Annotated in this window: 25 protein-coding genes and 1 riboswitch; of the genes, 3 read left to right on the forward strand and 22 right to left on the reverse strand. The window is 69.6% G+C overall.

What is annotated here, in order from left to right:
• Positions 1-20: 20 nt before the first annotated feature.
• The 5 genes from rny to ACVBEQ_RS18670 form a co-directional block, all read right to left on the reverse strand.
• A complete protein-coding gene (gene rny, locus ACVBEQ_RS18650) occupies positions 21-1,859 on the reverse strand; it encodes a ribonuclease Y (protein ID WP_447154793.1) in 1,839 nt (612 codons plus the stop codon).
• A gap of 454 nt (positions 1,860-2,313) precedes the next feature.
• Positions 2,314-3,150 carry a regulatory protein RecX gene (locus ACVBEQ_RS18655; RefSeq protein WP_447154794.1) on the reverse strand — a complete coding sequence of 279 codons (837 nt, stop codon included), beginning with the start codon at positions 3,148-3,150 and terminating at the stop codon, positions 2,314-2,316.
• 6 nt (positions 3,151-3,156) lie between these two features.
• The gene (recA, locus tag ACVBEQ_RS18660) at positions 3,157-4,194 is read right to left on the reverse strand and encodes a recombinase RecA (protein ID WP_447154795.1); all 1,038 of its coding nucleotides are present in this window, start codon (positions 4,192-4,194) and stop codon (positions 3,157-3,159) included.
• A 300-nt stretch (positions 4,195-4,494) separates the two neighbouring features.
• Positions 4,495-4,704, reverse strand: coding sequence for a DUF3046 domain-containing protein (locus ACVBEQ_RS18665; protein WP_447154796.1), 210 nt, complete (start codon positions 4,702-4,704; stop codon positions 4,495-4,497).
• Between the two features lie 42 nt (positions 4,705-4,746).
• Entirely contained in the window at positions 4,747-5,016 is a 270-nt protein-coding gene (locus ACVBEQ_RS18670; RefSeq protein ID WP_447154797.1) for a hypothetical protein, read from the reverse strand.
• Positions 5,017-5,330: 314 nt separating this feature from the next.
• Between ACVBEQ_RS18670 and ACVBEQ_RS18675 the strand changes: the two genes are divergently transcribed.
• Complete coding sequence (locus ACVBEQ_RS18675) at positions 5,331-7,178, forward strand: MFS transporter (protein ID WP_447154798.1); 1,848 nt, start codon at positions 5,331-5,333, stop codon at positions 7,176-7,178.
• On the forward strand, positions 7,175-7,831 hold the full coding sequence (locus ACVBEQ_RS18680; protein ID WP_447154799.1) for a TetR/AcrR family transcriptional regulator: 657 nt from the start codon (positions 7,175-7,177) through the stop codon (positions 7,829-7,831). The genes ACVBEQ_RS18675 and ACVBEQ_RS18680 overlap by 4 nt, the downstream gene beginning before the upstream one ends.
• A 12-nt stretch (positions 7,832-7,843) precedes the next feature.
• Here ACVBEQ_RS18680 and pspM read toward each other — a convergent pair whose 3' ends face one another.
• Together pspM and ACVBEQ_RS18690 are read right to left on the reverse strand one after the other, a co-directional pair.
• A complete protein-coding gene (pspM, locus tag ACVBEQ_RS18685; RefSeq protein ID WP_447154800.1) occupies positions 7,844-8,716 on the reverse strand; it encodes a phage shock envelope stress response protein PspM in 873 nt (290 codons plus the stop codon).
• Positions 8,717-8,732: 16 nt separating this feature from the next.
• On the reverse strand, positions 8,733-9,551 hold the full coding sequence (locus ACVBEQ_RS18690; protein ID WP_447154801.1) for a PspA/IM30 family protein: 819 nt from the start codon (positions 9,549-9,551) through the stop codon (positions 8,733-8,735).
• A 332-nt stretch (positions 9,552-9,883) separates the two neighbouring features.
• Between ACVBEQ_RS18690 and ACVBEQ_RS18695 the strand changes: the two genes are divergently transcribed.
• On the forward strand, positions 9,884-11,059 hold the full coding sequence (locus tag ACVBEQ_RS18695; RefSeq protein ID WP_447154802.1) for a substrate-binding domain-containing protein: 1,176 nt from the start codon (positions 9,884-9,886) through the stop codon (positions 11,057-11,059).
• Between the two features lie 13 nt (positions 11,060-11,072).
• On the opposite strand, the gene ACVBEQ_RS18700 is transcribed toward ACVBEQ_RS18695, so the two are convergent.
• From ACVBEQ_RS18700 to ACVBEQ_RS18770, 15 genes are all read right to left on the reverse strand, one after another.
• Positions 11,073-11,969, reverse strand: a complete 897-nt coding sequence (locus tag ACVBEQ_RS18700) for a hypothetical protein (protein ID WP_447154803.1) — start codon at positions 11,967-11,969, stop codon at positions 11,073-11,075.
• A gap of 70 nt (positions 11,970-12,039) precedes the next feature.
• Complete coding sequence (locus ACVBEQ_RS18705) at positions 12,040-12,522, reverse strand: hypothetical protein (protein WP_473163189.1); 483 nt, start codon at positions 12,520-12,522, stop codon at positions 12,040-12,042.
• A gap of 561 nt (positions 12,523-13,083) precedes the next feature.
• Positions 13,084-15,972 carry an aminomethyl-transferring glycine dehydrogenase gene (gene gcvP, locus ACVBEQ_RS18710; protein WP_447154805.1) on the reverse strand — a complete coding sequence of 963 codons (2,889 nt, stop codon included), beginning with the start codon at positions 15,970-15,972 and terminating at the stop codon, positions 13,084-13,086.
• Between the two features lie 198 nt (positions 15,973-16,170).
• A riboswitch (glycine riboswitch) is annotated at positions 16,171-16,275 on the reverse strand.
• Positions 16,276-16,553: 278 nt separating this feature from the next.
• Positions 16,554-17,906, reverse strand: a complete 1,353-nt coding sequence (locus tag ACVBEQ_RS18715; RefSeq protein ID WP_447154806.1) for an MFS transporter — start codon at positions 17,904-17,906, stop codon at positions 16,554-16,556.
• Positions 17,903-18,355 carry a MarR family winged helix-turn-helix transcriptional regulator gene (locus ACVBEQ_RS18720; protein ID WP_447154807.1) on the reverse strand — a complete coding sequence of 151 codons (453 nt, stop codon included), beginning with the start codon at positions 18,353-18,355 and terminating at the stop codon, positions 17,903-17,905. Before ACVBEQ_RS18720 ends, ACVBEQ_RS18715 begins: the two co-directional genes overlap by 4 nt.
• Positions 18,356-18,437: 82 nt before the next feature.
• On the reverse strand, positions 18,438-18,980 hold the full coding sequence (locus ACVBEQ_RS18725) for a MerR family transcriptional regulator (protein WP_447154808.1): 543 nt from the start codon (positions 18,978-18,980) through the stop codon (positions 18,438-18,440).
• Positions 18,981-19,199: 219 nt separating this feature from the next.
• Entirely contained in the window at positions 19,200-19,718 is a 519-nt protein-coding gene (locus tag ACVBEQ_RS18730) for a bifunctional nuclease family protein (RefSeq protein WP_447154809.1), read from the reverse strand.
• A gap of 87 nt (positions 19,719-19,805) precedes the next feature.
• Positions 19,806-20,528 (reverse strand): transcriptional regulator FtsR, encoded by a 723-nt coding sequence (gene ftsR / locus ACVBEQ_RS18735; protein WP_447154810.1) that lies wholly within the window; start codon positions 20,526-20,528, stop codon positions 19,806-19,808.
• 99 nt (positions 20,529-20,627) lie between these two features.
• On the reverse strand, positions 20,628-21,068 hold the full coding sequence (gene odhI / locus ACVBEQ_RS18740) for an oxoglutarate dehydrogenase inhibitor Odhl (protein WP_447154811.1): 441 nt from the start codon (positions 21,066-21,068) through the stop codon (positions 20,628-20,630).
• A 250-nt stretch (positions 21,069-21,318) separates the two neighbouring features.
• Complete coding sequence (gene gcvH / locus ACVBEQ_RS18745; RefSeq protein ID WP_447154812.1) at positions 21,319-21,732, reverse strand: glycine cleavage system protein GcvH; 414 nt, start codon at positions 21,730-21,732, stop codon at positions 21,319-21,321.
• 219 nt (positions 21,733-21,951) lie between these two features.
• Positions 21,952-22,740, reverse strand: coding sequence for a DUF881 domain-containing protein (locus ACVBEQ_RS18750; RefSeq protein WP_447154813.1), 789 nt, complete (start codon positions 22,738-22,740; stop codon positions 21,952-21,954).
• Positions 22,737-23,069 (reverse strand): small basic family protein, encoded by a 333-nt coding sequence (locus tag ACVBEQ_RS18755; RefSeq protein ID WP_447154814.1) that lies wholly within the window; start codon positions 23,067-23,069, stop codon positions 22,737-22,739. Before ACVBEQ_RS18755 ends, ACVBEQ_RS18750 begins: the two co-directional genes overlap by 4 nt.
• A gap of 105 nt (positions 23,070-23,174) precedes the next feature.
• Positions 23,175-24,110: a DUF881 domain-containing protein gene (locus ACVBEQ_RS18760; RefSeq protein WP_447154815.1), complete on the reverse strand. Its 936-nt coding sequence runs from the start codon at positions 24,108-24,110 to the stop codon at positions 23,175-23,177.
• A complete protein-coding gene (locus tag ACVBEQ_RS18765; protein ID WP_447154816.1) occupies positions 24,103-24,771 on the reverse strand; it encodes a CDP-alcohol phosphatidyltransferase family protein in 669 nt (222 codons plus the stop codon). Before ACVBEQ_RS18765 ends, ACVBEQ_RS18760 begins: the two co-directional genes overlap by 8 nt.
• Positions 24,772-24,890: 119 nt before the next feature.
• Entirely contained in the window at positions 24,891-25,448 is a 558-nt protein-coding gene (locus tag ACVBEQ_RS18770; protein WP_447154817.1) for an NUDIX hydrolase, read from the reverse strand.
• Between the last annotated feature and the right edge of the window lies 1 nt (position 25,449).

A 25,449-nucleotide genomic window follows, 5' to 3' on the forward strand; every position in this document is an offset into this window, starting at 1 on the left:
GATGGCTCAGCCTCAGCGGCTCAGCGGGCGATCTCGGTGGCCCTGGACTCGCGAACCACGGTGACCCGGACCTGACCGGGGTATGTCAGCTCCTCCTCGATCTGCTTGGCCACTTCGCGGGCCAGCACGTGCGCCTCGAGGTCGTCGATGACGTCGGGCTTGACCATCACCCGTAGCTCCCGGCCGGCCTGCATGGCGAAGACCTTCTCGACGCCACGCTTGGAATGCGCGATGGCCTCGATCTTCTCCAGTCGCTGGACGTAGGACTCGAGGGATTCGCGGCGGGCACCGGGCCTGCCGCCGGAGCAGGCGTCCGCGGCCTGGGTGAGGACGGCTTCGACCGTCGTCGGGGGCACCTCGTCGTGGTGCGCCTCGATGCAGTGCACGACCTCGTCGGACTCGCCGTACTTGCGGGCGAGTTCGGCGCCGACGATGGCGTGCGATCCCTGCGCCTCGTGGGTGAGCGCCTTGCCGATGTCGTGCAGGAACGCGCCTCGGTTGACGATCGTCGGGTCGATGCCCAGCTCAGACGCCATGCCGCGGGCGATGTGCGCGGTCTCGATGAGGTGGCCCAGGACGTTCTGACCGTAGGACGTGCGGTACTTGAGCCGGCCGATGAGGCTGACCAGCTCGGGGTGCACGTCGGTGATGCGCACCTCGAGCAGGGCGTCCTCGGCGGCGCGCTGACAGAGCACGTCGACCTCGTCGCGGGCCCGCTCGTAGGCCTCTTCGATGCGGTGCGGGTGGATGCGCCCGTCCTCGATCAGCATCTCGAGGGTGATCCGGCCGATCTCCCGGCGGACCGGGTCGAAGCAGGACAGCAGCACCGCCTCTGGGGTGTCGTCGATGATGACGTTCACCCCGGTGACCGTCTCGAAGGCCCGGATGTTGCGGCCCTCGCGGCCGATGATCCGGCCCTTGACCTCGTCCGCCGGGAGGTGGACGACGGCCACCACGGTCTGCGCGGTCTGGTCGGACGCGACCCGCTGGATGGCCTCGGCGACGATGGCCCTGGCCCGCTGCTTCGCGGTGTTCTGCGCCTCGCTCTCGATCCGCCTGATCATCATGGCGGCGTCCCGGCGAACGGCCTCTTCCTGACCGGCGAGCAGTTCGGCACGCGCGGCGTCCGCGGTGAGCCCGGAGATCCGGACCAGCTCTGCCTGGTAAGCGGCCGCGGAAGCGGCGAGTTCCTGTTCGCGCCGGTCGAGTTCCTTGGAACGGTCGACCAGTCCGGCCTGCTCGGCGGCGAGCGCCTCTTGCCGGGCCTCCAGCGAGCGTTTGGTCGCCGTCAGCTCGCCCTGCTCGGAGCCGATCCGGCGACGGTCGGCGATCAGCGCATGCTGTTCCTCGGCCAACGCGTCGGCCGCCTCGCGCAGCCGCTGCTCGGCTTCCTGCAGCTCCCGACGGTCCTCGGTGAGCGCGGCCGTCGCCTCAACCGTGATGCGGTTCCGCTCGGACTCGAGGTTGTTCCGCAGCTCCAGTGCCTGCGCCCGGGCGGCCTCGACGGTGCGCTCGGCCTCGGCTCTGGCATCGGCACGCACCTGCTCGGCGTCCTGGCGGGAACGCGCACGGAGTTCGTCGGCGGCCTCCGCGGCGGTGCGCCGGACGGCGTCGGCCGCTTCGGCGGCGGCGGCTGCCTCGTGACTGAGCAGGGCGAAACGACCGAGGTCGGGTTCCGGTGCCGGCTCCGCTGTTGCGCTGGCCTCGACCGGGCGGTTGACGGCCTGCTCGACCAGCCGCCGCAGCGCATCCTCGTCGAGCGCCGGCGCCGGTGCGGGCCGCCGCCGGGCGACGATCAGCACGGCCACCAGCGCGACCACCAGGGCTGCGATCACCACGATGACGAGAACGTCGGACATCTCGACCCTCCCTCACCTGTGCCGCACGGGGACGGCAGCCCGTTGAGAGGGGCGTGCCGCCCATTCTGATGGACGGCAGGAGGGTCGCGGACGCCACCGGCCAGCGGTACGACCAACAACCACATCGACGACGAGAACGGCGTCAACAACAGCAACTCTGGCAAGTCCGAGCGGGTGCGGCACGATCGCCGCTATCGTCCGCGCAGCCTTGCGGTGCGCGCATGGTGACTCTCCTGTTGTCACCGAGGTTAAGGAGCCGCACCCCACGGGTCAAGCCGACCCGCAGTGACGGCGCTGGTCAGGCAGGTCCGAGCCGCCGACGGCGCGGTTCGGAGCGGTCCAAGGAGCTGGCGCGAACCCGGACGCTGAGGCCCGATGTCACGCTCGGTCACTGATTTCGTGACCGATCTTCGCAATTCGCCGGGAGCTCGCCCGACTTCTGGTGGCGCGGCGGTCAGCCGGCTTCGTCCCGATGTTGTTCGTCCAGGTAGGCGGTCACTGCCTGGTCGACGACCTGGTGGGCGAGTTCGGCCGAGTGGCCGCGGCGGGCCAACAGGCCGATGAGCCTGCGCCGCGCAGCCGGTTCACCGTGCGCCATCGCTGCGTCGACCCGCCGGGCAATGAGTGCGCCGGCGCGGTCGCGTTCCATGTCCGGATCGACCGAACCGACGGCGGCCGCGACGATATCGTCGTCGACCCCCTTGCGGCGCAGTTCGGTCCGCAGGGCGGTCGGGCCCAGAGCCCGCTCGCGATGCTTCACCGCAACGAACGCCTCGGCATAGGCCTGGTCGTTGATCAGACCAACCTCGGTGAACCGGTCGAGGACTCGCCCTGCCACATCGTCCGGGATGCCGCGGAGCTTGAGCGCCGTGGCCAGGCCGGCCCGTGGCTTCGACGAGCCCGTCAACAGTCGCAGACAGATCGCTTTGGCCACGGCTTCGGGATCCCCGAGGTCGTCCTCCGGGTGGCCGCCCGGCTCGCCCCGCCTGCGCCGAGCCGGATGGCTCGGCCCTTCGGTGCCACTCGAGCCGATCGCCGTCGCTGAACCGTTGCCACGAACGCGCTCGGGGCCCGACACCCCTGGTCCTGTCGTCGCGGCGACGGGGGCCGTGGTGGCCGTCGCCGTGTCCGAGGACCTCGTTGCCGAGGACCCGGATCCAGCTTCGGGACCCGCTTCGATGGCGGCCAGTCGAGCAGCGAGCTCACGGACGACGTCGAGTTTCGCCAGTTCTGTCGGAGCTTCGCCGCCTCGATCCGGCCCGCGAAGCTCCGACGTGTTCGGTGCGGCCACGACCGATCAGAAGTCGACCGGAGCGGGCACCGGTGCGTCGAGATCGATGCGCGCACCGATCCCGAGCTTTTCCTTGATCCGCTTCTCGATCTCGTCGGCGATGTCCGGGTTCTCCTTGAGGAACGTCCGCACGTTCTCCTTGCCCTGGCCCAGCTGCTCGCCGTCGTAGGTGTACCAGGCGCCCGCCTTGCGGACGAGGCCCTGCTCGACGCCGACATCGATCAGCGATCCCTCGCGGGAGATACCGGTGCCGTAGATGATGTCGAACTCGGCCTGCTTGAACGGCGGCGCCATCTTGTTCTTGACCACCTTGACCCGCGTCCGGTTGCCGACCACGTCGGTGCCGTCCTTGAGCGCCTCGATCCGGCGGATGTCCAACCGCACGGAGGCGTAGAACTTCAACGCCTTGCCACCGGTGGTGGTCTCCGGGGACCCGAACATCACGCCGATCTTCTCGCGGAGCTGGTTGATGAAGATCATCGTGGTGTTGGTGTTGCTCAGCGCACCGGCGATCTTGCGCAGTGCCTGCGACATCAGCCGGGCCTGCAGACCGACGTGACTGTCACCCATCTCACCTTCGATCTCGGCACGGGGCACCAGCGCGGCCACCGAGTCGACGACCACCAGGTCGATCGCGCCGGAACGGATCAGCATGTCGGCGATCTCCAGCGCCTGCTCCCCGGTGTCCGGCTGCGACACCAGCAGTGCGTCGGTGTCTACCCCCAGCGCCTTGGCGTACTCGGGATCGAGTGCGTGCTCGGCATCGATGAAGGCGGCGATGCCGCCGGCGGCCTGCACGCTGGCGACCGCGTGCAGGGTGACCGTCGTCTTGCCGGAGGACTCCGGCCCGTAGATCTCGATGACCCGACCCCGGGGCAGACCACCGATGCCCAGAGCCACGTCGAGGGCGATGGATCCGGTCGGGATCACCTCGACCGGCGCCCGGCCGTCGTCGCCCAGCCGCATGATCGAGCCCTTGCCGTACTGCTTCTCGATCTGCGCGAGCGCAATGCCGAGTGCCTTCTCACGATCCGGTGCCGACATAACCCACCCGTGCCTTTCGTCTGATGTTCGGTGCGACATCCCATGTCCGCACTGTCGCGGGCGGAGGAAAGTCCGCTGTGTTGCTTGTCGATGCCGACGCTAGAGGGAGCCACCGACAGCCACCCCGAACCTCCACGGCAATGTGGATGGATCGGCGCATGGGGACAACTTTAGACGTACACGTGTTCGATATGCGAGATCATCATCGGCGTGTTTCGCTGCCCTCAACGCCGATCTGCGGGCCCTGCGGAGCGCGGTCCTGGCCACCGGTCTCCCGACACCTGCGCCGACAGCACCGACTCAGTCGGGCAGTCCGTACCGCAATTCGTCCGGGACATCGAAGTCCGCGCACACCGCTGACCAGACCGCCTTGGGATCTTCACCAGCCGCCAGCGCCTCGTCGGCCGTGCGGCCAGACAGCGCCGAGAAGACATGATCATGGGCCACGGAAGGCGCTCGCAGGGGCCCGAACTGGGCCTGCATCAGCGCTCGGAACTCGGTCAGTCGCACGACCGCGACCCTACCGATCCGCGCCCTCACCGATCCGCGCCCTCACCACCGACCGTTCGGCCCACGCCCCAGGCGCACGGCCCCGACGGAATCCTGGATGTCGAGCAGCTCGTTCGGCGCGAAGCTGACCCGCTCCCCCTGCTCGGCGAAACCGACCGAGACCGTTCCGCCCCGAACCCCTTGCAGCCGCGTCGATGTCACCGTCAGCGGGTGCTCGCCGCAGATCACCCTGTCGCCGATCCGAAGGTCCTGCGCCCGGCGCGCCGATACGCCCGGGCCTGTGCCGCACTGCTTCTCCGCCTGTCGTCCCATGGCGACCTTCCTACTCGCCACCCCCGACAGCCGACCCCGGCTCGGGGAGCAGGCGGGAAACTGGACCGATGGATCCCACCGGAATGTCCAGTCCGCTCGGCCAGCTCGTCATCGCGGCCGGCCTGCTCACCACGATCGTCGTGTTGATCATCATGCTGAAGCGGCGCCGCTGATCCATCGGGCGATTCGAAACGACACCGTTGCGTATCGGAATAACTTCGACGAGACTGCGGTTGTCGCCGTCAGCGGACATCTCCGCCGACACATCGAACCGCGCTGCATTCCCGTGGCGCTCAGCGCGCAAGAGGGTTCCCATGTCCCATTCATCAGCCGACGCGGCCGGCGCATCTCCAGCACAGACCCCAGGGGCGGTCACCGCGGGGATGTACCCGCAGCGGTGGAGAGCCCTCGGCGTGCTCGTCGTCGGTCTGCTCGTCGTCATCCTCGACAACACGATCCTCAACGTTGCTCTCAAGACGATCCAGCAGGACCTCGGCGCCACCCAGAACGAGCTGGTGTGGGCGATCAACGCCTACTCCCTCGCGTTCGCCGCCCTGCTGTTCACCTGGGGGGTCATGGGTGACCGCTTCGGTCGCAAGCGAATCCTGCTGATCGGTCTTGTCCTGTTCGGCGCTGCATCCGCACTCTGTGCCTTCGCCAGCAGCCCCGGCGAGCTGATCGCATTCCGCGCGCTGATGGGCATCGGCGGGGCGTCGGTCATGCCGATCTCGTTGTCCATCATTACGGTGATCTTCCCGCCGCAGGAGCGCGGCAAGGCGATCGGTGTGTGGGCGGCGGCCGTCGGCGGTGCCGTCGCACTCGGGCCCGTCCTCGGCGGACTTCTCCTGGAGCACCCGAACTGGTTCAACTGGCTGACCGGGAACGACTGGGGCTCAGTCTTTTTCATCAATGTCCCGATCGTGATCGTCGGGATCATCGGCATCATCATGCTGGTGCCCGAGACCAAGAATCCGCGGCCCGGCAAGCTCGATCCGCTCGGCTTGGTGTTGTCCGTCGTCGGCCTGTTCCTGATGGTCTACGGCATCCAGAACGCCTCGTCCGTCGGCTGGGGTGCCCCGTCCACCTGGGGTTCCGTGATCGTCGGACTCCTCGTTCTGATCGGGTTCGGGGTCTACGAGAGCAGGAGCACGCACCCGTCCATCGACCTGTCGCTGTTCAAGATCCGGTCGTTCTCCGTGCCGTTGGCCGGCGTCTCGCTGGCCTTCGCGGCGATGCAGGGAACCCTGCTGTTCCTGACCTTCTACTACCAGATCGTCCGCGGCTGGTCGCCGCTGCAGGCCGGCCTGCTCGTGCTGCCCTTCGCCGTCGGGCAGCTGCTCGGCGCCCCGCGGAGCTCCCGCATGGTGAACCGGTTCGGTGCTCGCACCGTCATCACCGTCGGCCTGCTGTTCGCCCTGACCGGCATGCTGTGCTTCGCGTTCATCAGCCCCGATGCACCCGTGTGGTTCCTGGTCATCGTGGGCGTCGTGTTCGGGTTCGGCCTGGGCAACACCATCGCGCCGTCCACCACCCGGATGACGCTGGCCACCCCGCCGGAGCGCTCGGGAGCCGGATCCGCCGTTCAGAACACCGTCCGCCAGGTCGGCGCCGTCTTCGGCGTGGCCATCCTGTCCTCGGTCGTCGGCACCGTCTACAGCAACAACATCGGCCCGCTGCTGGAAGGCAAGGGACTCCCGCCGGAGGCGCTCAGCGCCGCCACCGATTCGATCGGCGGCACGAATGAGGTGGCCGATCGGTTGGCCGCCACCGGTGGGGTGCCCGCATCGGCCATCGAGCAGCTGCGCCAGGTCGCGAACGAGTCGTTCATGCCGGCACTGCACACCGCAGCTTTCGTCTCCGCCGGGCTGCTGGTGATCGCCATCGCGGTGATCCTGCTCCGGCTGCCCGCGCAAGCGGAGACAGTGGCCTGGACGGGATCCGGTCCGGGATCGGTGCCCGCTGCACCGCAGCCGGACGGCGACACCCACGCTCGTCCGGTCGTCGCGGCAGCCGACGCCGTTCCCGGCGGTGGGCGCCATGCCGCACCGGACGATGTCGACGAGAACTCCGCGAGGGCCGCCGCTCCTGTTTCGGTGGGCAGGCATGCGGCCGACGGCGACCTGGATCCGGCGGTCGTCGGCAACCCGTCCGGCCGGCCGTGATCGACGAGACCACCGGGCCTCCGGGACGCAAGCCCGGTCGGCCGCGCGAACTGCGCGCCGACCGGGCGATCATCGACGCGACACTGGAGCTGTTCGCGGACGAGGGGTATCACGCGCTGTCGATGGAAGCCGTTGCAGCGCGCGCCGAGGTGAGCAAGGCGACGATCTACCGGCGCTGGGCGGGCAAACAGGAACTGGTGCTCGACGCTCTGGCCACCCTGAACGACGACTTCCCCGTCGCGCCCGACGAGCACTCGGACGCACCGACCCGGGACGTCCTGCTGCAGGCACTGCGGCACATGGCCGCCAGGGACGCGGACAGCGTCGCCGGCCGCATCATGCCGCGGATGATGTCGTACAGCCTGAGCCATCCGCAGCTATACGCCGAGTATCTCGATCGGGTGGTCATGCCGCGACGGCGTTGGCTCTACCAAGCGCTCCGCCGGGGCATCGAGCGCGGCGAGCTCCGCCCGGACCTCGACGTGCAACTCGCGGCGGTCGCCCTGGTCGGTCCGATGTTGATGTACTCGCACCAGAGCAGGCCCAAGCCCGCGGACGACACGGTGCCGGAACGTCTGATGGACATCATCTGGCCGGGATTGACCGCGCCGACGATGGCTCCTGCTGGAGAACCAGCGGAGCACCAGACCTGATCGCAGCCGCAATCAGCCCTGCGTCAGCTCCCGCATCCCGGCGGCCAACGAGCGGAGCTGGTCGATGGGGTGTTCCAACTCGGGATGCAGTGAGCCGGTCGACGCCACCGGCGCTATGGCCCCGGCGGGCGTCGTGATCCCGGGTCGTGCGGTGGTGTCCGCCAGCGAGCGGGACGCCGCTGCCGCCTCGCTCGCCGCCGAGACCAGCTGACCGTATCCGGCAACGCCCTCCCGGATCCGGCTGCTCAGCAGGGTTGCCGTCGCATCGAGCTGTGCGACCACATCGGGTGGGGCGTTGCGCTGCGCCCGCAGCACCGCGGTCAGCTCGTCCGCCTGTCGCCGCAGCCGGGTTTCGGTCGCATCGGCCGCTGCCAGGATCTCGTCCCGCAACTCACGAACACCGGGATCGTCGTCGACGATCCCGACCATTCCCATCAGTTGGCGCAGGCCGTCGGAATATCCGTCCAACCGGGAGATCTCGGGGCGGATCGCACCTGCGACGGCCCGCCGCGGCGGCGACGCCGCGGGCAGCGCGTCGACGATTCGGGTTCGTGCGCGCAGATCCGCTGCGGCCCGTACCAGACCGACGATGCTCCAGATCAGGAACGCGACGCTGATCACCATCGCGGCCATCACGCTGGCGGAGAGCCCGCCGGTGGCGATCACGACGGCACCACCTGCGGTCGCCGCCGTGCCGGCAACGGTCCCTGTGGTCCACACGCGGACCCGGCGTTTGGCCGCACGACGACGGCGTCGGGCCACCATTGCCGGATCTCGGCGGGTACGAACCGCCTCCGCCGCCGTGGCGCTGACCATCGTGGCCAGTTCGACCCCATGTGACACGGCGGCCTTGGTGGTCAACGCCCGGACGGTGGCCTTACGCATGACGGACTTCCGAACCTCAGGTCTGCTGGTTGGGCAATGCGGCCGGCTGTGCCGCCGGCGTGGTCGTGGTGCCGGTCGCCGAATCGATCGACCGCGGCTGCTGGGCGGCGAGCTCCGGGTGCAGCTGCGCGCGGAGCTGATCGAGCCGCGACGCACCCGCCATGTCCAGGGTGGACTTCTGCACCTCGAGCATCCGGCCCTCGACGGAGTCGGTGTGCAGTTCGGCCGATCCCAGCGCGTTGGCATAGCGGCGTTCGATCTTGTCGCGGACCTCGTCCAGCGACGGGACGTTGCCGGGTGCCTGCAGCTGCGACATCGACTGCAGCGATGCCGACACCTGCTCCTGCATCTTGGCCTGCTCGAGCTGGGACAACAGCTTGGTGCGCTCGGCCAGCTTGGTCTGCAACTGCATCGCGTTGTTCTCGACGGCCTTCTTGGCCTGCTGAGCCGCCTGCAGGGCCTGGTCGTGCATGGCCTTGAGGTCTTCCATCTGCTGCTCTGCCGCCACCAACTGGGTGGCGAAGGCCTGAGCCGTCTGCTCGTACTTGTCCGCCTCGGCGGCGTTGCCCTTGGCGCGCTGCTCGTCCGCCAGCACGAGTGCCTGCCGGGCGGAGGACGACAGCCGCTCCACATCGCCCATCTGCCGGGTCAGCTTCATCTCGAGCTGACGCTGGTTGCCGATCACGGCGGCCGCCTGCTGGGAGAGCGCTGCGTGCTGGCGCTGGGCGTCCTCAATGGCCTGCTGGATCTGTACCTTCGGGTCGGCGTACTCGTCGACCTTCGACGAGAACAGCGCCATCAGGTACTTCCAGGCCTTGCTGAACGGATTCGCCATGGTGATTCCTCTCGGCTTCTTGCACGCTACGGCACCCCCGCGCACAGACGCGGTGAAACCATCGTTGCAGGTGATCCAACCAGCTTCCACCTGCCCGCCGTTACTGAGGGAGAAATTCAGGATCGTCCCGGACACCGCGCGTGCAAGTTGTCCGGGTTATCCCTGAGCGGTGGTACCGGCCGGACAGAACCGCGTCACCGGCCCCGATGGTCCTCCCGCGGCGCCGATCGGACGGCCTGTCGGTGATGTCTGGTTAGAGTTGCCCCACTGCGGCACGCTGAACGGCCTCCGCCGCAGCCCTTGGCGGCCGGTCCGTGTGAGCTGGAGGTTCCATGTCGTCGCGCCATGCATCCGATGGTGGTCGCCGCGGCATCGCCCCATGGATCATCGTCACGCTGGTGAGCGCCGTGGTCCTGGCGGCCGCCGCCGTGGTGTATTTGCTTGTCGTGGGCGGTGACGACAACGACGCCGCGTCCACCAGCTGCACCTCTGACGTCGTGCTCGAGGTGGTGGCCTCTCCCGGTTCCGCTGCGGCGATCAAGGCGGCCGCGGCGGCGTTCGATGCCACCAACCCGGTTGCCAGGTCCGCCTGCGTCACCACGTCGGTGACAACCGCGTCCGGATCGAAGGCCGAGCAGGCGCTGGCCGAAGGATGGACGGCGCAATCGAGCCCCGCGCCGGCGCTCTGGGTGCCGGACAGTGAGGCCGACCTGCTCGCTCTGGAGGAAGCCGACAGCTCGCTCACCGCCGGTCGGGATCAGAACCCGCTGGCGACGTCGCCCGTCGTGTTGGCCGTTCGCGACGACGACGCCGACGCCGTGAAGGCCGCCTCGCTCAGCTGGCAGGACCTGCCGGAAGCCGCCGGCTCACGGGGCAGCCTCCGGTTGCCTGGCGGTGACCGGCTGATCGTGGCGCTCCCCGACCCGACGGAGAATCGGGCAACCAGCTACGCACTGCAGTCGGTGATTGCCGGAGACGCCGGCACCGTCGATGTCGCTTCGGTGACCGCGGCCGCTCCGCAACTCGCCGCCACCGCTGCCGGAGGTCCCCGACCGGAACCGGCGCTCACCCAGGACGCGTTGACCGCACTCGCCGCAGGCAACGGTGAGTTCAGTTCGGTGCCCGTCGTGCAGTCGGACCTCACCGGCTTCTCGGTCGGGACACCGGGGTTGACGGCAATCGAGCCGTCGGGACCCACCGTCGGCGACGCCGCCTTTGCGGTCCCACTCACCGCGAGCTGGGTGACACCGGCACTCGACGATGCCGCGGCAGCCTTCGTCGCCTACCTCCGTGGCGAGGAGGGCGACGCAGCCTTCACCGCCGCCGGTCTCGAGCTGGTCGACTCCACCGGTCCGGCGTCCGCCGGCGCCTCCCCCGGCTCGGCGGCTCCCGGCTCGAACGCCACTTCCGAACCGCCCGCCGGGTCGGCGAACGGCCTGCTGCCCGACGCCGGTGCCGAGGTCGCAGCCGCCCTCGCTGCAGCAATCAAGACCCCGCCGGCCGGCTGACAGAGCCGGCTGATCACAGCAGCGGCAGGCCGCCATTGCCGATGCCGATGAGGGTTGCCGTCAGCTGAGCCGGTCCCACCACGGATACCCGACATCCGACGGGATCGGCAGAGCGGGTGCCGCCGCCGACCAACTCGGTGCGCAAGCGACCGGCGGCGGTGATGTCCGCCATCCCGGTCATCGCCGCGATCAACTCGCGGCACGCGGCGACCGCTTCGCGCGCCGACATCGGGGCGCCCGAACCGACACCGAACTCCTGAGCGTCGTGCGGAGCCGTGCACGACACGTCCCGCGCACGTTCCCCGTCCGTCATGCATCGGCCGAACGGTGCGGGCGCCATCCCCACGGCGAACGACTGGAGATAGGAGCCCGTGTAGGCCTCGTTACCGGTTGCGCCCACCATGCAGGCCGACCAGCGCGGTTCATCGGAAACCGGGAACACGTCACTCAGCACCGTGGTGAATTGCTGGCCGGTCAACGGAATCCACACTCCGGACGCTGCGTCCCGCACCCGCCACCGGGCATGCGCCTGATAGTCCCCCGCGACGGAGCGGCACCACTGCACGTCGGCGGCCCGGTCCACTTCGGTCAGCGCCTGCCGCGGCATCGTCCGGTAGGCGACCACCTCTCCGACATGCTCACCCGTACAGGCGCCGAAGCGCACACCGGACTCCAAGATCGTGGACACCTCGTCTGCCGGGGCACCGGGAGCACGGGGATCGCGGACCTGGGCCGGGGTGGTCGGGGCGGGCCCGACGAAGCGCACCGCGCAGTCGCCGACCGACGGTGCACCGACACCCGGCGGGGCGATGGCCGTTCCGGCGACCCGCACACCGTCGAGCCTGGTGATGATCAGCGTGCCGAGCAGGGCGACGATCAACAGGGCGATCCCGCCGACCCGCCTCGTCATCCCTCGCCCCTTTTCATGCAACGCCCGTTTCATCGCGCCGCCGACAGTGTGTCGGCACGGGCCGGCCAGGTCATTGCACGAATGGAACGTCGCGTTCGCCGAGCCCGACGACCGACCCCGACAACTGCTGGCCCGCAGCGGCTGTCACGAAACACGCGACCGTCAACGGGCCGTCGGAGCGACCGTCGGTCTGTGACGTCATCCGGTCGGCGACCACGCGGAGCCGCCCCCCGCGGGTCGGGTCGGCCGATCCCATCAGCCGACCCGCAATGCCGGCGCAGGCGTCGGCCACCTCCGGGATCGTCACGGTGCTGCGGTCGCGCACCCAACCGGTTGCCACCACCTCCGCCAGATGTGGCTGACTGCAAGGCACGTTCTCCGGCATGCGGCCCAGGTCGGTGCCGTTCCAGCACAATCCGAACCCGGCCGGCATCCCGGCGGTCACCGCGTCCCGCAGCGTGCCCTGGTAGGTCGGTTCGTCGGACGGCAGCACCAGGCACGCCGTCCAGTTCCGGCCGGCCCGCTGCTCCTCCTCGCCCGGCACCAGTTGCACAGCCCGGAACGAAATAGTGGGCTTCCACCGCACCAGCCCACCCGACGGTGCCCCGGGAATGTCGGTCGAGCGTGGAGTCGAGATGTCCAGCCCGGCGAACTGGGCGGCCTGCGGGTAACACGGTCCGCCGAACCGAGACGACGGCGCCGCCTGGCGATCGCCGGGGTGGGCCAGAAAGCCACCACCTCGCCACTGATCGATCCTTCACAACGGCCCAGATCTGCGGCGGTGACCTGAACCTCGGGTGCCATACCCGGCGACAGCGCAGACGCCGGAAACGGCGAGCGCAGGCAGTCGCCGACAACCGGTGGGTCAGGGAAGGTGATGGCCACGGCACTGCCCGCCACCCGGCGGCCGTCCACCGAGGGCACCACGACGACCGCGGCCAGCGCGAGGATCAGTACGACGATCCCGGCCAGCCGACGGTCCATCCCGCCACGGTAACCGCACCCCGGCCGAGCGGGGTGCTCGTTGCGGCAGCCACCGGGTCAGGCTGCTTCGCCTCCCGTCAGGCGTACGCCACTGTCTTGACTGGTCGGCGCACGCTCCGCTCGTTCCTCGCTACGCGTACGCCTCGGGACTGGGGCAGGAACACACCAGGTTGCGGTCCCCGTACGCCCCGTCGATCCGGCCGACCGGCGGGAAGTACTTGTGCGCCGGCGAGACACCGGCCGGGAACACCGCCTCGGCCCGCGAATACGGGTGGTCCCAGTCCTCCACCAGCGATGCGGCGGTGTGCGGGGCTCCGCGGAGCGGGTTGTCCGTCACCGGCCACTCCCCCGCGCCGACCCGGTCGATCTCACCCTTGATGGCGATCATCGCGGCACAGAAGCGGTCGATCTCGCCGACGTCCTCGCTCTCGGTGGGCTCCACCATGAGCGTGCCGGCCACCGGGAACGACATCGTCGGAGCGTGGAAACCATAGTCGGCCAACCGCTTTGCGACGTCGTCGACCGTCACGCCGGTCGCAGCGGTCATCGGCCGCAGATCGAGGATGCACTCATGCGCGACGAAGCCGCGGCCGCCGGTGTAGAGCACCGGGAAGTGCTCGTCCAGGCGCCGGGCGATGTAGTTGGCGGCGGCGATCGCAGTCAGCGTGGCGCGGCGGAGGCCCGGCGCGCCCATCATCCGGATGTAGGCCCAGCTGATCGGCAGGATCGACGCCGAACCCCACGGCGCCGCCGCGAGGGCCCCGACACCGGTCGACGGTCCGGCGGACGGTGCCAGCGGGTGGTTCGGCAGGAACGGGGCGAGGTGCGCGGCCACCGCGACCGGCCCGACGCCGGGCCCGCCGCCACCGTGCGGGATGCAGAACGTCTTGTGCAGGTTCAGGTGCGAGACATCGCCGCCGAAGGTGCCGGGACGGGCCACACCGACCAGCGCGTTGAGGTTCGCGCCGTCGACGTACACCTGGCCGCCCGCGCCGTGGATGACGTCGGCGAGCTCGGTGATGGTGTCTTCGAAGACGCCGTGCGTCGACGGGTAGGTGACCATGATCGCGGCGAGTTCGGCGGCGTGCTTGTCGACCTTCGCGCGGAGGTCCGCCATGTCGATGTTGCCGCCGGTGTCGGTGCCGACCACGACGACCCGCATACCGGCCATGACGGCGCTGGCGGCGTTCGTGCCGTGCGCGCTCGCGGGGATCAGGCACACGGTGCGACCGTCGTCGCCGCGCGAGCGGTGGTAGGCGCGGATCGCCAGCAGGCCGGCCAACTCACCCTGCGATCCCGCGTTGGGCTGCAGCGAAACTGCTGCGTAGCCGGTGATCTCGCAGAGCCAGCTGGACAGCTGGTCGATCAGCTCGAGCATCCCGGTGGCGTCCTCGACGGGGGCGAACGGGTGTAACCCGGCGAACTCCGGCCAAGTCACCGCCTCCATCTCGGTGGTGGCGTTCAGCTTCATCGTGCAGGAGCCGAGCGGGATCATCGTGCGGTCCAACGCCAGGTCCATGTCCGAGAGCCGGCGCAGGTAGCGCAGCATCGCGGTCTCACTGCGGTGCGCGTGGAACACCGGGTGGGTCAGGTAGTCCGACGTGCGCGTGACGCCGGCCGGAAGAGCCGACGGCAGCGGGGTGTGCGCCGCGCCCGGTACGCCGAACGCCTCGACGACCGCGCGCAGATCGGCGTCGGTGGTGGCCTCGGACACGCTGATCTGGACCGCGTCGTCACCGTCGGCCCACAGGTTGACGCCGCGTTCGCGGGCCGCCGTCACGATCCCGGCGGCGCGCCCGGGCACGCTCGCCCGGACGGTGTCGAAGAAGACGTCGTGCTCAACGCGGATGCCGCCGCTGCGCAACCGGCCGGCCAGCAGCAGGGCCTGCGACCGGACGCGCTCGGCGATCCGCTGCAGCCCGTCCGGGCCGTGGTACACCGCGTACATCGACGCCATGACGGCCAGCAGCACCTGCGCGGTACAGATGTTGGAGGTCGCCTTCTCCCGGCGGATGTGCTGCTCGCGGGTCTGCAGGGCGAGCCGGAACGCGGTGGTGCCGTGCGCGTCGTGCGAGACGCCGACCAGCCGGCCGGGCAGTTGACGCTGCACGTCGGACCGCACCGCCAGGAAGCCGGCATGCGGACCGCCGAAGCCGAGCGGAACGCCGAAACGCTGAGAGGATCCGACGGCCGCGTCGGCACCGATCTCCCCCGGCGGGCGGAGCAGCGTCAGGGCCAGCAGATCGGTCGCCACGGCCACCTTGGCCTCGCGCTGGTGCGCGGCGGCGATCAGCTCCTCGTGGTCCCGGACCGCACCGGACGCACCCGGATAGCTGAGCAGCAGCCCGAAGAAGTCGCCGACGGGGAGGGATTCGACCCCGGCCGACAGGTCGGCGACGACCACCTCGATGCCGATCGGCTCCGCACGCGTCTGCACGACGGCGATCGTCTGCGGGAGGGAGTCGGCGTCGACGACGAAACGGTTGGACTTCGACTTGGCGGTGCGGCGGATCAGCGTCATCGCCTCGGCCGCGGCGGTTGCCTCGTCCAGCATGGAGGCGTTCGCGATGTCCAGGCCGGTGAGGTCGGAGACCGCGGTCTGGAAGTTCAGCAGGGCCTCGAGGCGGCCTTGCGAGATCTCCGGCTGGTACGGCGTGTAGGCCGTGTACCAGGCGGGGTTCTCCAGCACGTTCCGCTTGATGACGCCCGGGGTGATGGTGTCGTGGTAGCCGAGTCCGATCATCTGCACCAGCGGCCGGTTCTTCGCGGCCAGGGCGCGCAGTTCGGCGAGGGTCTCGGTCTCCGACGCCGGGTCCGGCAGGTCGAGTCCCGGGCCGCCGAGGATGCTCGCCGGGACGGCCGCCGTCTCCAGGGCATCGAGATCGGGCTGATCGAGCAGGTGCAGCATCGTGGCCATACCGCCCGCGTCCGGCCCGATGTGCCGGTCGGCAAACGTCGCCGATGTGGATGTCGTGGCTGCGGCTTCGACCGATTCGTCGACCGCGGAACGTGCGCTCATGGGTGTCCACCTCCGCCCGGCGAGCCGGGCCTGGATCGTCCGCGGATCGCTCCACGGGCTGATGACATGTGGCCGTACCGGGCGGACCCGGTCTCCCCCTCTGTCATCGGAGCGTGGGACGCACCGCCTGTCGCGGCCCGTCCTTCGGCGAGGCCACCGGTCCAGAGTGCGGATCCGGCGCCCTGTTTCCAGAGGTGTCTGTCCCCGGCGGTTCGGTGGCCTGAGAGATTGTGGGGAGGACTTGCTCCTTCGGCGTTCCGCTACCGGTATTCGAGAGCAGCGGAACTCTCCCACCAGGGGTCTTCGACGACGCCGACGGTACCAGCCGGAGCCCGTCCGGCGCCGGTCCCGCGGTGGGCGTCACACGCTGATGGACCCTCGCGCCGTGCTCAGGATCGAACGCGGCGGGTCGCTACAACCGCTGCCGCGACGGCACAACAGCCGCGGACGTTGCTCCGACCACCCGCCGGTTGTTCCGACGGGCCCCGGGCATGCACGGGTGTTCCGACGCGCTCCGCGCGTGCACATGCCGGCCGAAAGCCGCGGCACCGTCACGCGACAGACTCATGCCGGCCGGAACGTCAGGACCGCCCCGACCCACCGGACGCCAGCTCGCGGGACTCGCCCCGGTGCAGGTTCAGATGCACCGAGATGCCCGCGAACCGGGCGGCCAGCACGGCGGCACCGACCGCGGCCAGCACGCACACCACACCGGAGATCACCAGGGCCAGCGGCGCGCCCCACTGCTCGGTGATCCACCCCACCAGCAACGACCCCAGTGGGGTGCCGCCCATGAAGACCAGCATGTACAGGCTCATCACCCTGCCCCGCAGCTCCGGCGAGCTGGCCAGCTGCACCGAGGAGTTGCCGAGCGTGTTGAAGGTGACGGAGATGAATCCGACCGCCACCAGAAGACCTACGAACGGCACGAACCACGGTGTCAGGCCGAGCACGATCAGGCCAACCCCGACGCCGGCGGCCGACAGGAACAGCACCTTCAGCGTGGCGCTCGTCCGGCGGGCGGCGAACAGCGCACCGACCACCGAGCCTGCCGCCATTGCGGTGTTCAGCAGGCCGTACACGTCGGCGCCGGAGTTGAAGATGTCCTTGGTGTAGGCGGACAGGATGATCGCGAAGTTGTAGCCGAAGGTGCCGACGAAGAAGACCAGCACGATCGGCCAGAGCAGGGCAGGGGTGCGCCGGACGTACTCCAGGCCCTCCCGGAGCTGACCGGGACCGCGCGGCGCGAGCGGCATCCGCTGCAGCTCACGGCTGCGCATCATGGCGAGCGCCCCGAGAACGGCGAGGTAGCTCAGCGCGTTCAAGGCGAAGGCCCAGCCGATGCCGACCGCGCTGATCAGCACACCGGCGGCCGCCGGCCCGAGCATCCTGGCCAGCTGGAAGTTTCCCGAATTGAGCCCGACCGCATTCCGGACGAGATCCTTGGGCACCATCTCGTTCACGAAAGTTTGCCGGGCGGGGTTGTCGACCACGGTCGCCAGGCCGAGTCCCGCAGCGATCAGGTAGACCTGCCAGACCTGCACCATCCCGGTGAGCGTCAGGACGGCGAGCAGCACCGCGAGCACGCCCATCACGGACTGGGTGATCATCAACAACCGCCGCTTCGGGTACCGGTCAGCGATCAGCCCGCCCCAGAGGCCGAACAACAGCATGGGAAGGAACTGCAGCGCCGTGGTGATCCCGACGGCCAGCGGCGAATTGGTGATCTGCAGGACGAGCCAGTCCTGCGCGATCCGCTGCATCCAGGTGCCGGTGTTCGACACCACCTGGCCGCCGAAGAACAGCCGGTAGTTGCGGACCCGCAGGGCGGCGAAAGTGGAGGTATGGCCGCTCGGCGCGGCGACGTCAGGCGTGGGGGTCTCCCGGTCGTGGGTTTGCGTGGGTGTGGGGCGGTGCAGCGTCACCAGGCTCATGGCAGCTCCGCCAGCCGTCCGAGGGCGGCCGTGGCTGCGGCGATGGCCTGTTGGTCAGAGTCCGAGAGTTTGCCGACGTGATCGGCGAGCCAGGCGGTCCGCAGCTTCCTCGAGGCCTCGACGAACGCCTCCGCCGCCTCCGTCCGGGAGACGAGGTACTGCCGGCCGTCGGTGGGATGGGGTTCGCGGCGCAGCAGACCCCGGCCCTCGAGGGACTCGATGACCTTCGTCATGGACGGCGGGCGGACGTGTTCCGCCCTGGCCAATTGGCCGGGTGTCATCGGCCCGCAGCGGCCGACCCGACCGAGAACGGCGAGCTCGGTGGCGGACAGATCGTCGCCGCCGGCGAGCTGGTCGCCGGCAAGCTGATACCTCAGACGACGGGCCAGCACCATGACGGCCGCGCGCAACGCGGCAACGGTCTCCTCGTCAACGCGGCCCGGTGTCATAACGTTAGTCTAGCTCGTTAGTTCACCTTACGACAACCCGCCCAGGAGGGGACCACCTGCTGACGCGTGGGAGAGGGAGGTATCAGCCGGCGGTGCGGGCCTGCCGGCGCTGCGCGAGTTCATCGGCCTCGACCGGGACGAGCCGGTCGCCGTCGACCCGCTCGGCGGGGAACTCGGCGAGGGAGCCGGTGATCTCCCGCATGGTGCCGCCGACCGCGATGCCGAAGACACCCTGGCCGCCCTGGAGGAGATCGACGATCTCCTCCGGCGACGTGCACTCGTACACCGTCGTGCCGTCGGAGAAGAGCGTGACGCCCGCCAGGTCGTCGACGCCGCGGGCGCGCAGGTGTTCAACCGCGACGCGGATGTTCTGCAGGGAGACCCCGGTGTCCAGCAGTCGCTTGACGACCCGCAACACGAGGATGTCCTTGAACGAGTACAGGCGCTGACTGCCGGAGCCACTCGCACCGCGAACGGTCGGAACGACGAGGTCGGTGCGTGCCCAGTAGTCGAGCTGACGGTAGGTGATGCCCGCCGCCTGGCAGGCCGTGGGTCCGCGGTACCCCGCGTACTCGTCGGGCATCGAGGTGTCGGGGAACAGTGCAGCCTGCTCCTGCTCGGGCATCCCGCCACCTCTCTGAACGCTGTACGCGACTCGACCTGACTGGTCGGCTCACCACCGGTGACGGATGATCCGGTCGCCGCTGGAGACCCGGCGGGGGCGAATCACATCCGCGTGACTTGACCTGACGGTAGGCCGGTGGCTCCGAGCGGTCAACGTCTGACCCGGCGTGTCCTCAACCTGAACTTCAGCGTTACGCCGAATCAGGAGACAAGGAGGGAGTCAGGGCTTCTGTTCGCCGCCGAAGTCGTCCGGGGATACGGAGTCGAGGAACTCGCGGAATCGTTCGACCTCGTCCTCGGCGTCCCCCGGTTCGTCCGCCTCGTCGACGGCGTCATCGGGCTCCTCGTCGGGAACGACGATGCCCGCCTCGGCCAGCACGGCTTCCTCGACGAAAACCGGGATCTCCACGCGCACCGCGAGTGCGATGGCGTCGGACGGACGGGCGGAAACGGTGGTGCCGTCGTCGAAGGCAAGCTCACCGAAAAAGGTGCCCTCGCGGAAATCGACGACCCTGACCTGCACGACGGATCGGCCGAGCGCGGTGATGACGTGTCCGAGCAGATCATGCGTCAACGGCCGGGCCGGCCGGACCCCCTGCTGGTGCATGGCGATGGCGGTGGCCTCGGCCGAGCCGATCAGGATCGGCAGGCTACGCGGGCCATCCACCTCGGTCAGCATCAGAATCGGCTGCTGGGTGGGCATCTCGACCCGGACGCCGACGATGCGCATCTCGATCATCTCGGTGTGCCTTTCTCCGTCACAGCGAAACGCTACACGCCGCGCCCGCCACACGGGGGTCGCCGTACCGCGGCACCCGCGCTCGACCTATCGACCGAGATCACGCCGCAATCCAGCCTTGACCAACTGGGCATGCAACCGCAGAATCGTGCTCGCCAATTGAGCCGCCTCGGCCACCGCCCGCTCCCGCGCATCGGGGTCTCGCTGATGCGCCTGGGCCGACACCAGCTGAGTGATCAGCGTGGCTTCCCGGTCGGCGGCGGTCCGGAAGGACCGGAGGTGTCGCGGCTCGAGCCCGACGGCCAACAATTCGGCGGCGCTGCCTGCGATGAGCACGGTCTCGGCGTCGAAGTAGCCACCTGGTCCGGCGGAGATCAGGCCGAACTGCTCCAGCTCGGCAAGTGAGGTGGCGGTCAGCCCCGATTGAGCGAGCAACTCGGAGCGCGTCATCCGGATCTGGCCGGCGCGGTGGTTGGAGACCGCGAACTCCCGCGGCGACGGGCCGTCCGGCGCGACCACCGAACTCGGCAGCCGGGCCTCCGGGTGCCCCGGCTCGAGGCCGCGGTCGATCGCGTCGAGCTGGTCCTTGATGACCTTCAGCGGCAGGTAGTGGTCGCGCTGGGCGGCGAGCACATACCGGAGCCGCTCCACGTCGGCGGCGCTGAACTGCCGATAACCCGACGGCGTGCGTTGCGGGGTGACCAGACCCTCCGACTCCAGGAACCGGATCTTGGAGATCGCCAGGTCCGGAAACTCCGGTTTCAACCTGGTCAGGACGACGCCGATGCTCAGCGCTGGTGTGGAGGACATGTCCGCGAGAGAAGAGGTCACGAGCGGCTCACCGTTGCCGCGGTGAGCCGGGGAACGTGCCGACGACGCTGTCGGTCCGCTGGGGCAGACCGGCCGGCGTCATGACCCGGTTTCGCCCTCTGCCTGGTCGCCGGACAGGAACACCAGCCGGAACTTGCCGATCTGTACCTCGTCGCCGTTGGTCAGAGACGAGACCTCGATCGGCTCCCGGTTGACGTACGTCCCGTTCAGCGATCCGATGTCCGCGACCTCGTATCCGTCGCCGGAGCGGCGGAACTCCGCGTGCCGGCGGGACACGGTGACGTCGTCGAGGAAGATGTCGCTCTCGGGGTGCCGGCCGGCGGTGATCTTGTCCCGGTCGAGCTGGAACCGCGAGCCCGCGTTGGGACCCCGCTTCACGACCAGCAGCGCCGAGCCGGACGACAGACCGTCAACGCCGAGGACCTCTTCGCTGGTCTCCGGCTCGGCCGTGTTGAACAGGCCACCGGCAAAGATCGAAGTGGAATCCGACGCCGCCGACCTGCGGTCATTCTCAGTCACCAGACACTCCTTCTTGTCACCGTGGCATTAACCCTGTGCCAGTCCAACTCCCCGTTTGCGGGTCGGGCAAACAGGTTTGCGGCCAGCCGAGTGCTCGACCGATCGGACCGGACAGGGCTTCCCCTGTGCAGGACGACCGTACCGTGCCACTCATCGCCACCGCACCGCGGATCTCCGCCCGTCGCGAGGAAGTTGTCGCACACAGTGACGCATGTGTGACGCGCCGACCGGCGACCGGGACGAGCGCGGTTCAGCTTTCGCCGATGACCTCTGCGTAACCGGCCGCATCCAGCAGGTCACCGGCCTGGGCGGGGTCCGCCAGCTCGATCTCGATCATCCAGCCGTCGCCGTACGGGTCGGAGTTGACCAGTTCCGGAGCAGCATCGAGGGCGTCGTTGCGGGCCACCACCGTGCCACTGACCGGCGCGAAGATGTCGGACACGGACTTGGTCGACTCGACCTCGCCGATCGAGTCGCCCGGCTCGATGGTCGTGCCCGGCTCGGGCATCTGGACGAACACGATGTCGCCCAACGAATTCTGGGCGTAGTCGGTGATTCCGACCCGTGCCACCGAGATCCCGCCGGTGTCGGCCGTGGCGGCATCGCCGTCCAGGATGCGGATCCATTCGTGGTCCGAGCTGTAACGCAGGTCCTCTGGAATCACGGTGCGGGGTCCTTCCGATGCTGGGCCGACGGGTCGAACTGGGCGGTCGATCTGGGCGGTCGATCTGGGCGGGCGATGTGGGCGGGTCGATGTGGGCGGTCGATCGTGGCTGACGGACGGGGTCCCACCCGGACGCGACCGCCGGAATCATCGCAGAGCCGACCCGCCGGCGCGTGATCGTCCCGGATCGACCTGCCAGGGAATCGGGTGCCGACCACGTCACTCGGCGGGACGGGCGTAGACCGGCGTCCGCGCCGGACGCAACGCATCGATCACCAGATCGTCGGACTGGGCGACCTCCATCGACCCGCCGGCCCGGCGGACGGTATCGAGCACCCCACCAGGGATGGCGAGCGCGGCGGCGAGGGTGGGCGGGTCGCCGATGGCGGTGATCTTGTACGGCGCCGTCAGCTGCTGGCCGTCCAGGGAGATCGCTCCGCTCGTTCCGGTGAAGGCGGAGTCGACGCCGATCCGCACACCGCCGAATTCAAAGGCCTCGGCGCCGGCGTTGCGCAGTTCCTGCAAGGCGTCCAGCATCACCTCCGGCGGGATTCCCCCGTCGGGATCCTCGATGGTGATCTCGACGCCCGGCCCGGTCGCCGGCAGGGTTCCGGTCAGCACTCCCAATGCCTCGGCCTGCCGCTGCGCTTCCGCGAGCGCCTCCTCACTGGAGGCGCCGCTGCGCTGCAGCCGGCCGAGCGTGTCCTGCAGTTCAGTGATCTCGATGTTCAGGTCGTCCTCCCGGCGCTGCAACCCGTCCAGGATCTGCACCAGGTCATCGGGCCGCGCCGTCTCCAGGGCGTCACCGGACGCGGTGCGCTGCACCTGCAGCACGACCGCGAAGCCCAGGAGCGCGCACAGCACGGCGACCAGCAATTTGTTCAGCACGGTCGTCCGGGTGCGCTCCCGCGGTGCCGGGGTCGCGCCCGCAGCCGGCTCCGGCGCGGCAGCCTGCTCGGGGGCGGCGGCCGGCTCCCGTTCCGGCTGATCCTGGTCGGCCACGGTCACGCCTTGAAGATGTGCCGGCGGATCGCCGCGGCGTTGCCGAAGATGCGAATGCCGAGCACCACGACGACGGCGGTCGACAACTGCGCGCCGACGCCGAGCTGGTCACCCAGGAAGACGATGAAGGCGGCCACCAGGACGTTCGCGACGAACGAGATGACGAACACCTTTGCGTCGAAGATGTCGTCCAGCCGCGCGCGCAGGCCGCCGAACACGGCATCGAGGGCGGCGACAACGGCGATCGGCAGGTACGGCCCGAGCCAGTCGGGCACCGTCGGGTGCACCAGCAGCCCGATGACCACCCCGGCCGCCAGCGCCAGCAGGGCATACACAGTGTTCTCCTCAGGTTGCGGCGGGACGTCGAGTCCGTCGGCAGGGTGCGCGCCGCGTCGGTGTGGCCAGAACGATGCCAGAGTCCGGCTCGCCCCTCTGCCAACTCAGCCGGTCGGCCCTGTCGAAGCCCCGGGCACCGGCGTCGTCGAGGCCGTCGTTGTAGAGGTCGTCGTCGAAGAGGTCGTAGAGGCAGTCGTCGTCGGGGCGGGGATGGTGGACCCGGTGCCCGGTGGCGGCCGCGCGTACAGCAGGGCGCCGCCGGACCCGCCGGGGAGAGTGAGCTCCTGCTGGGCCGAGACGTCGAACTCGATGTCGTACAGCTGTGCGAAGGACGAGAACCGGCCGAAGCCGGGCAGCCCGACCGCGTTCACCTGCAGGTCGGCCGGGTCGCCGATCGCATCGATGGTGATCGGCCAGAACACCGGTTTGTTGTCGACCAGGATCGAGCCGCCGGCCTGCCGGATGGCGCTGCGCGGCTGCAGCCGGACGCCGCCGATGGAAATCGCCTCAGCGCCGGCCGACCACAGGTCGTTGACCAGCAGCTGGACATCGCGGTCCAGGATGACGCCGCCACCCCCGCTGTCATCGGCGGGTGCCTCGTCGATGACGATCCGCAGCCCGGGCCCGGTAACCGGGGTGACCTGGCCGGCGTTCTCGAGCACCGACACGGTCTGCAGCGGCCCGGCGGCGCCGAGCCCTGCCTGGGTCGACCGCAGTCGTTCGGCGAGTTCGGCGGCGGAGCTCGCAAGAACGGACTGGCGTTGCTGGGCGCGGTCGATGTCCTCGAGCAGGCCGGACCGGGCCTTCTCGGTCCGCGGCGCGTTGACCTCGGTGTTGACCGCGGAGATCCCGAACAGGATGCCGACCACCAGCAACGCACCGACGGCGACCAGGGTGGCGTTGCGTTTCCCGCGGGGGTCGGGTGCGTGGCCGCGAGTTGCCTTGCGGCGGGCCGCTTCGGCGTAGCCGGGATCGAGGTGATCGCGGTTGAGCGACTCGAGCAGGGACGGGACGGGCACCCGGTTTGGCGGATCAGTCACCGGGGCTCCGTGCCGCGGTGGGTCGATATCGGGGTGCAAGCGGGCAGTGTCGGGTCACCCAGGCCAACTGCTGGAAGTAGATGGCGCCGGCGAACAGGTACATCACCACGCCCCAGGCCAGGAACGCGTAGCTGAACGGCAGCGCGATCTGCGCGACGACGGAGTCGCCCTGAGCGAGCAGCAGCAGCGGCAGCCCGTAGAGCAGGCAGAACGTCGCGGCCTTGCCCAGGTAGTGCACGGGTAGCGCCGTGTAGCCGTAGCGACGGAGCACCGGCAGCGTGGCTGCGAGCAGCAGGTCCCGCCCGATGATGACGGCGGCCACCCACCACGGGATGAAGCCGCGGATGACGAAACCGACCAGCGCGGCGACGATGTACAGCCGATCGGCCGCCGGGTCGAGCAGCTCCCCCAACCGGCTGTACTGGTCGAGCATCCTGGCGAGCTTGCCGTCGGCGTAATCGGTGGCCGCGCTCGCCATCAGCACGACCAGCGCCCAGCCGTCGGACTGCGGGCCGAGCAGCAGGTACAGGAACAGCGGTACGCCGAGCAGACGGAGCAACGACAGAACGTTCGGGATCGTCAGCACCCGGTCCGAACCGACGGGCCGCCCCGTTGGTGGCGGCGGTGTCGACGATGGCGGCGGCGCAGAACTCTGCGACACGGTGCCTCCTTCACGCCCCGTCGGACGTCCCGAACGGCACCGGTCACGCGTTCGGCGGGCGGTCCGCCCGCTCCCCGTCGGTCTCGTCCGACACCGGCAGTCTAGGCGAGGCGGCGGGTTCACCCCACGAGACGCAGCAGCGCGTACGCCGTGATGGTCGGCGCGTCGACGATCCGGCCGTCGAGGATCATCTGCGTGAATTCGCGCTCGCTGACCACCGCGGTGACCATGTCGGCCTCGCTGGCCTCCCGGCTGTGCGCCCCGTGGGACAGGCCGGTGGCGTGGAAGACATCGAAGCCTTGCGAGCAGAAGCCCGACGCCTCGTGCAGCCGGTGACCGAGGTGACGCCAATGGGCGGCGGTGATCCCGGTTTCCTCCAGGAGTTCCTGCCGGGCGAGCTCCTCGGCCGTTCCGGTCCGACCGACCGGCCAGGTGCCCATCGGGAATTCCCACGCGCGCCTGCCCAGCGCGTACCGGTACTGCTCGACCAGGTGGAAGCAGCCGTCAGCCTCGGCGATGACCAGCGAGAAGTCCGTCTTGTCGACGACGCCGTAGGTCGCGACCGATCCATTCGCCTGCACGAAGGTGTCCTCACGGACCCGCATCCAGTTGTTCTCGTACACCGTGGTGCTGCTGAGCCGCCGCGGCTCGGTCAGGTCGGGGTGCTCTGCTGCCATC

Source organism: Nakamurella sp. GG22, assembly GCF_052976845.2.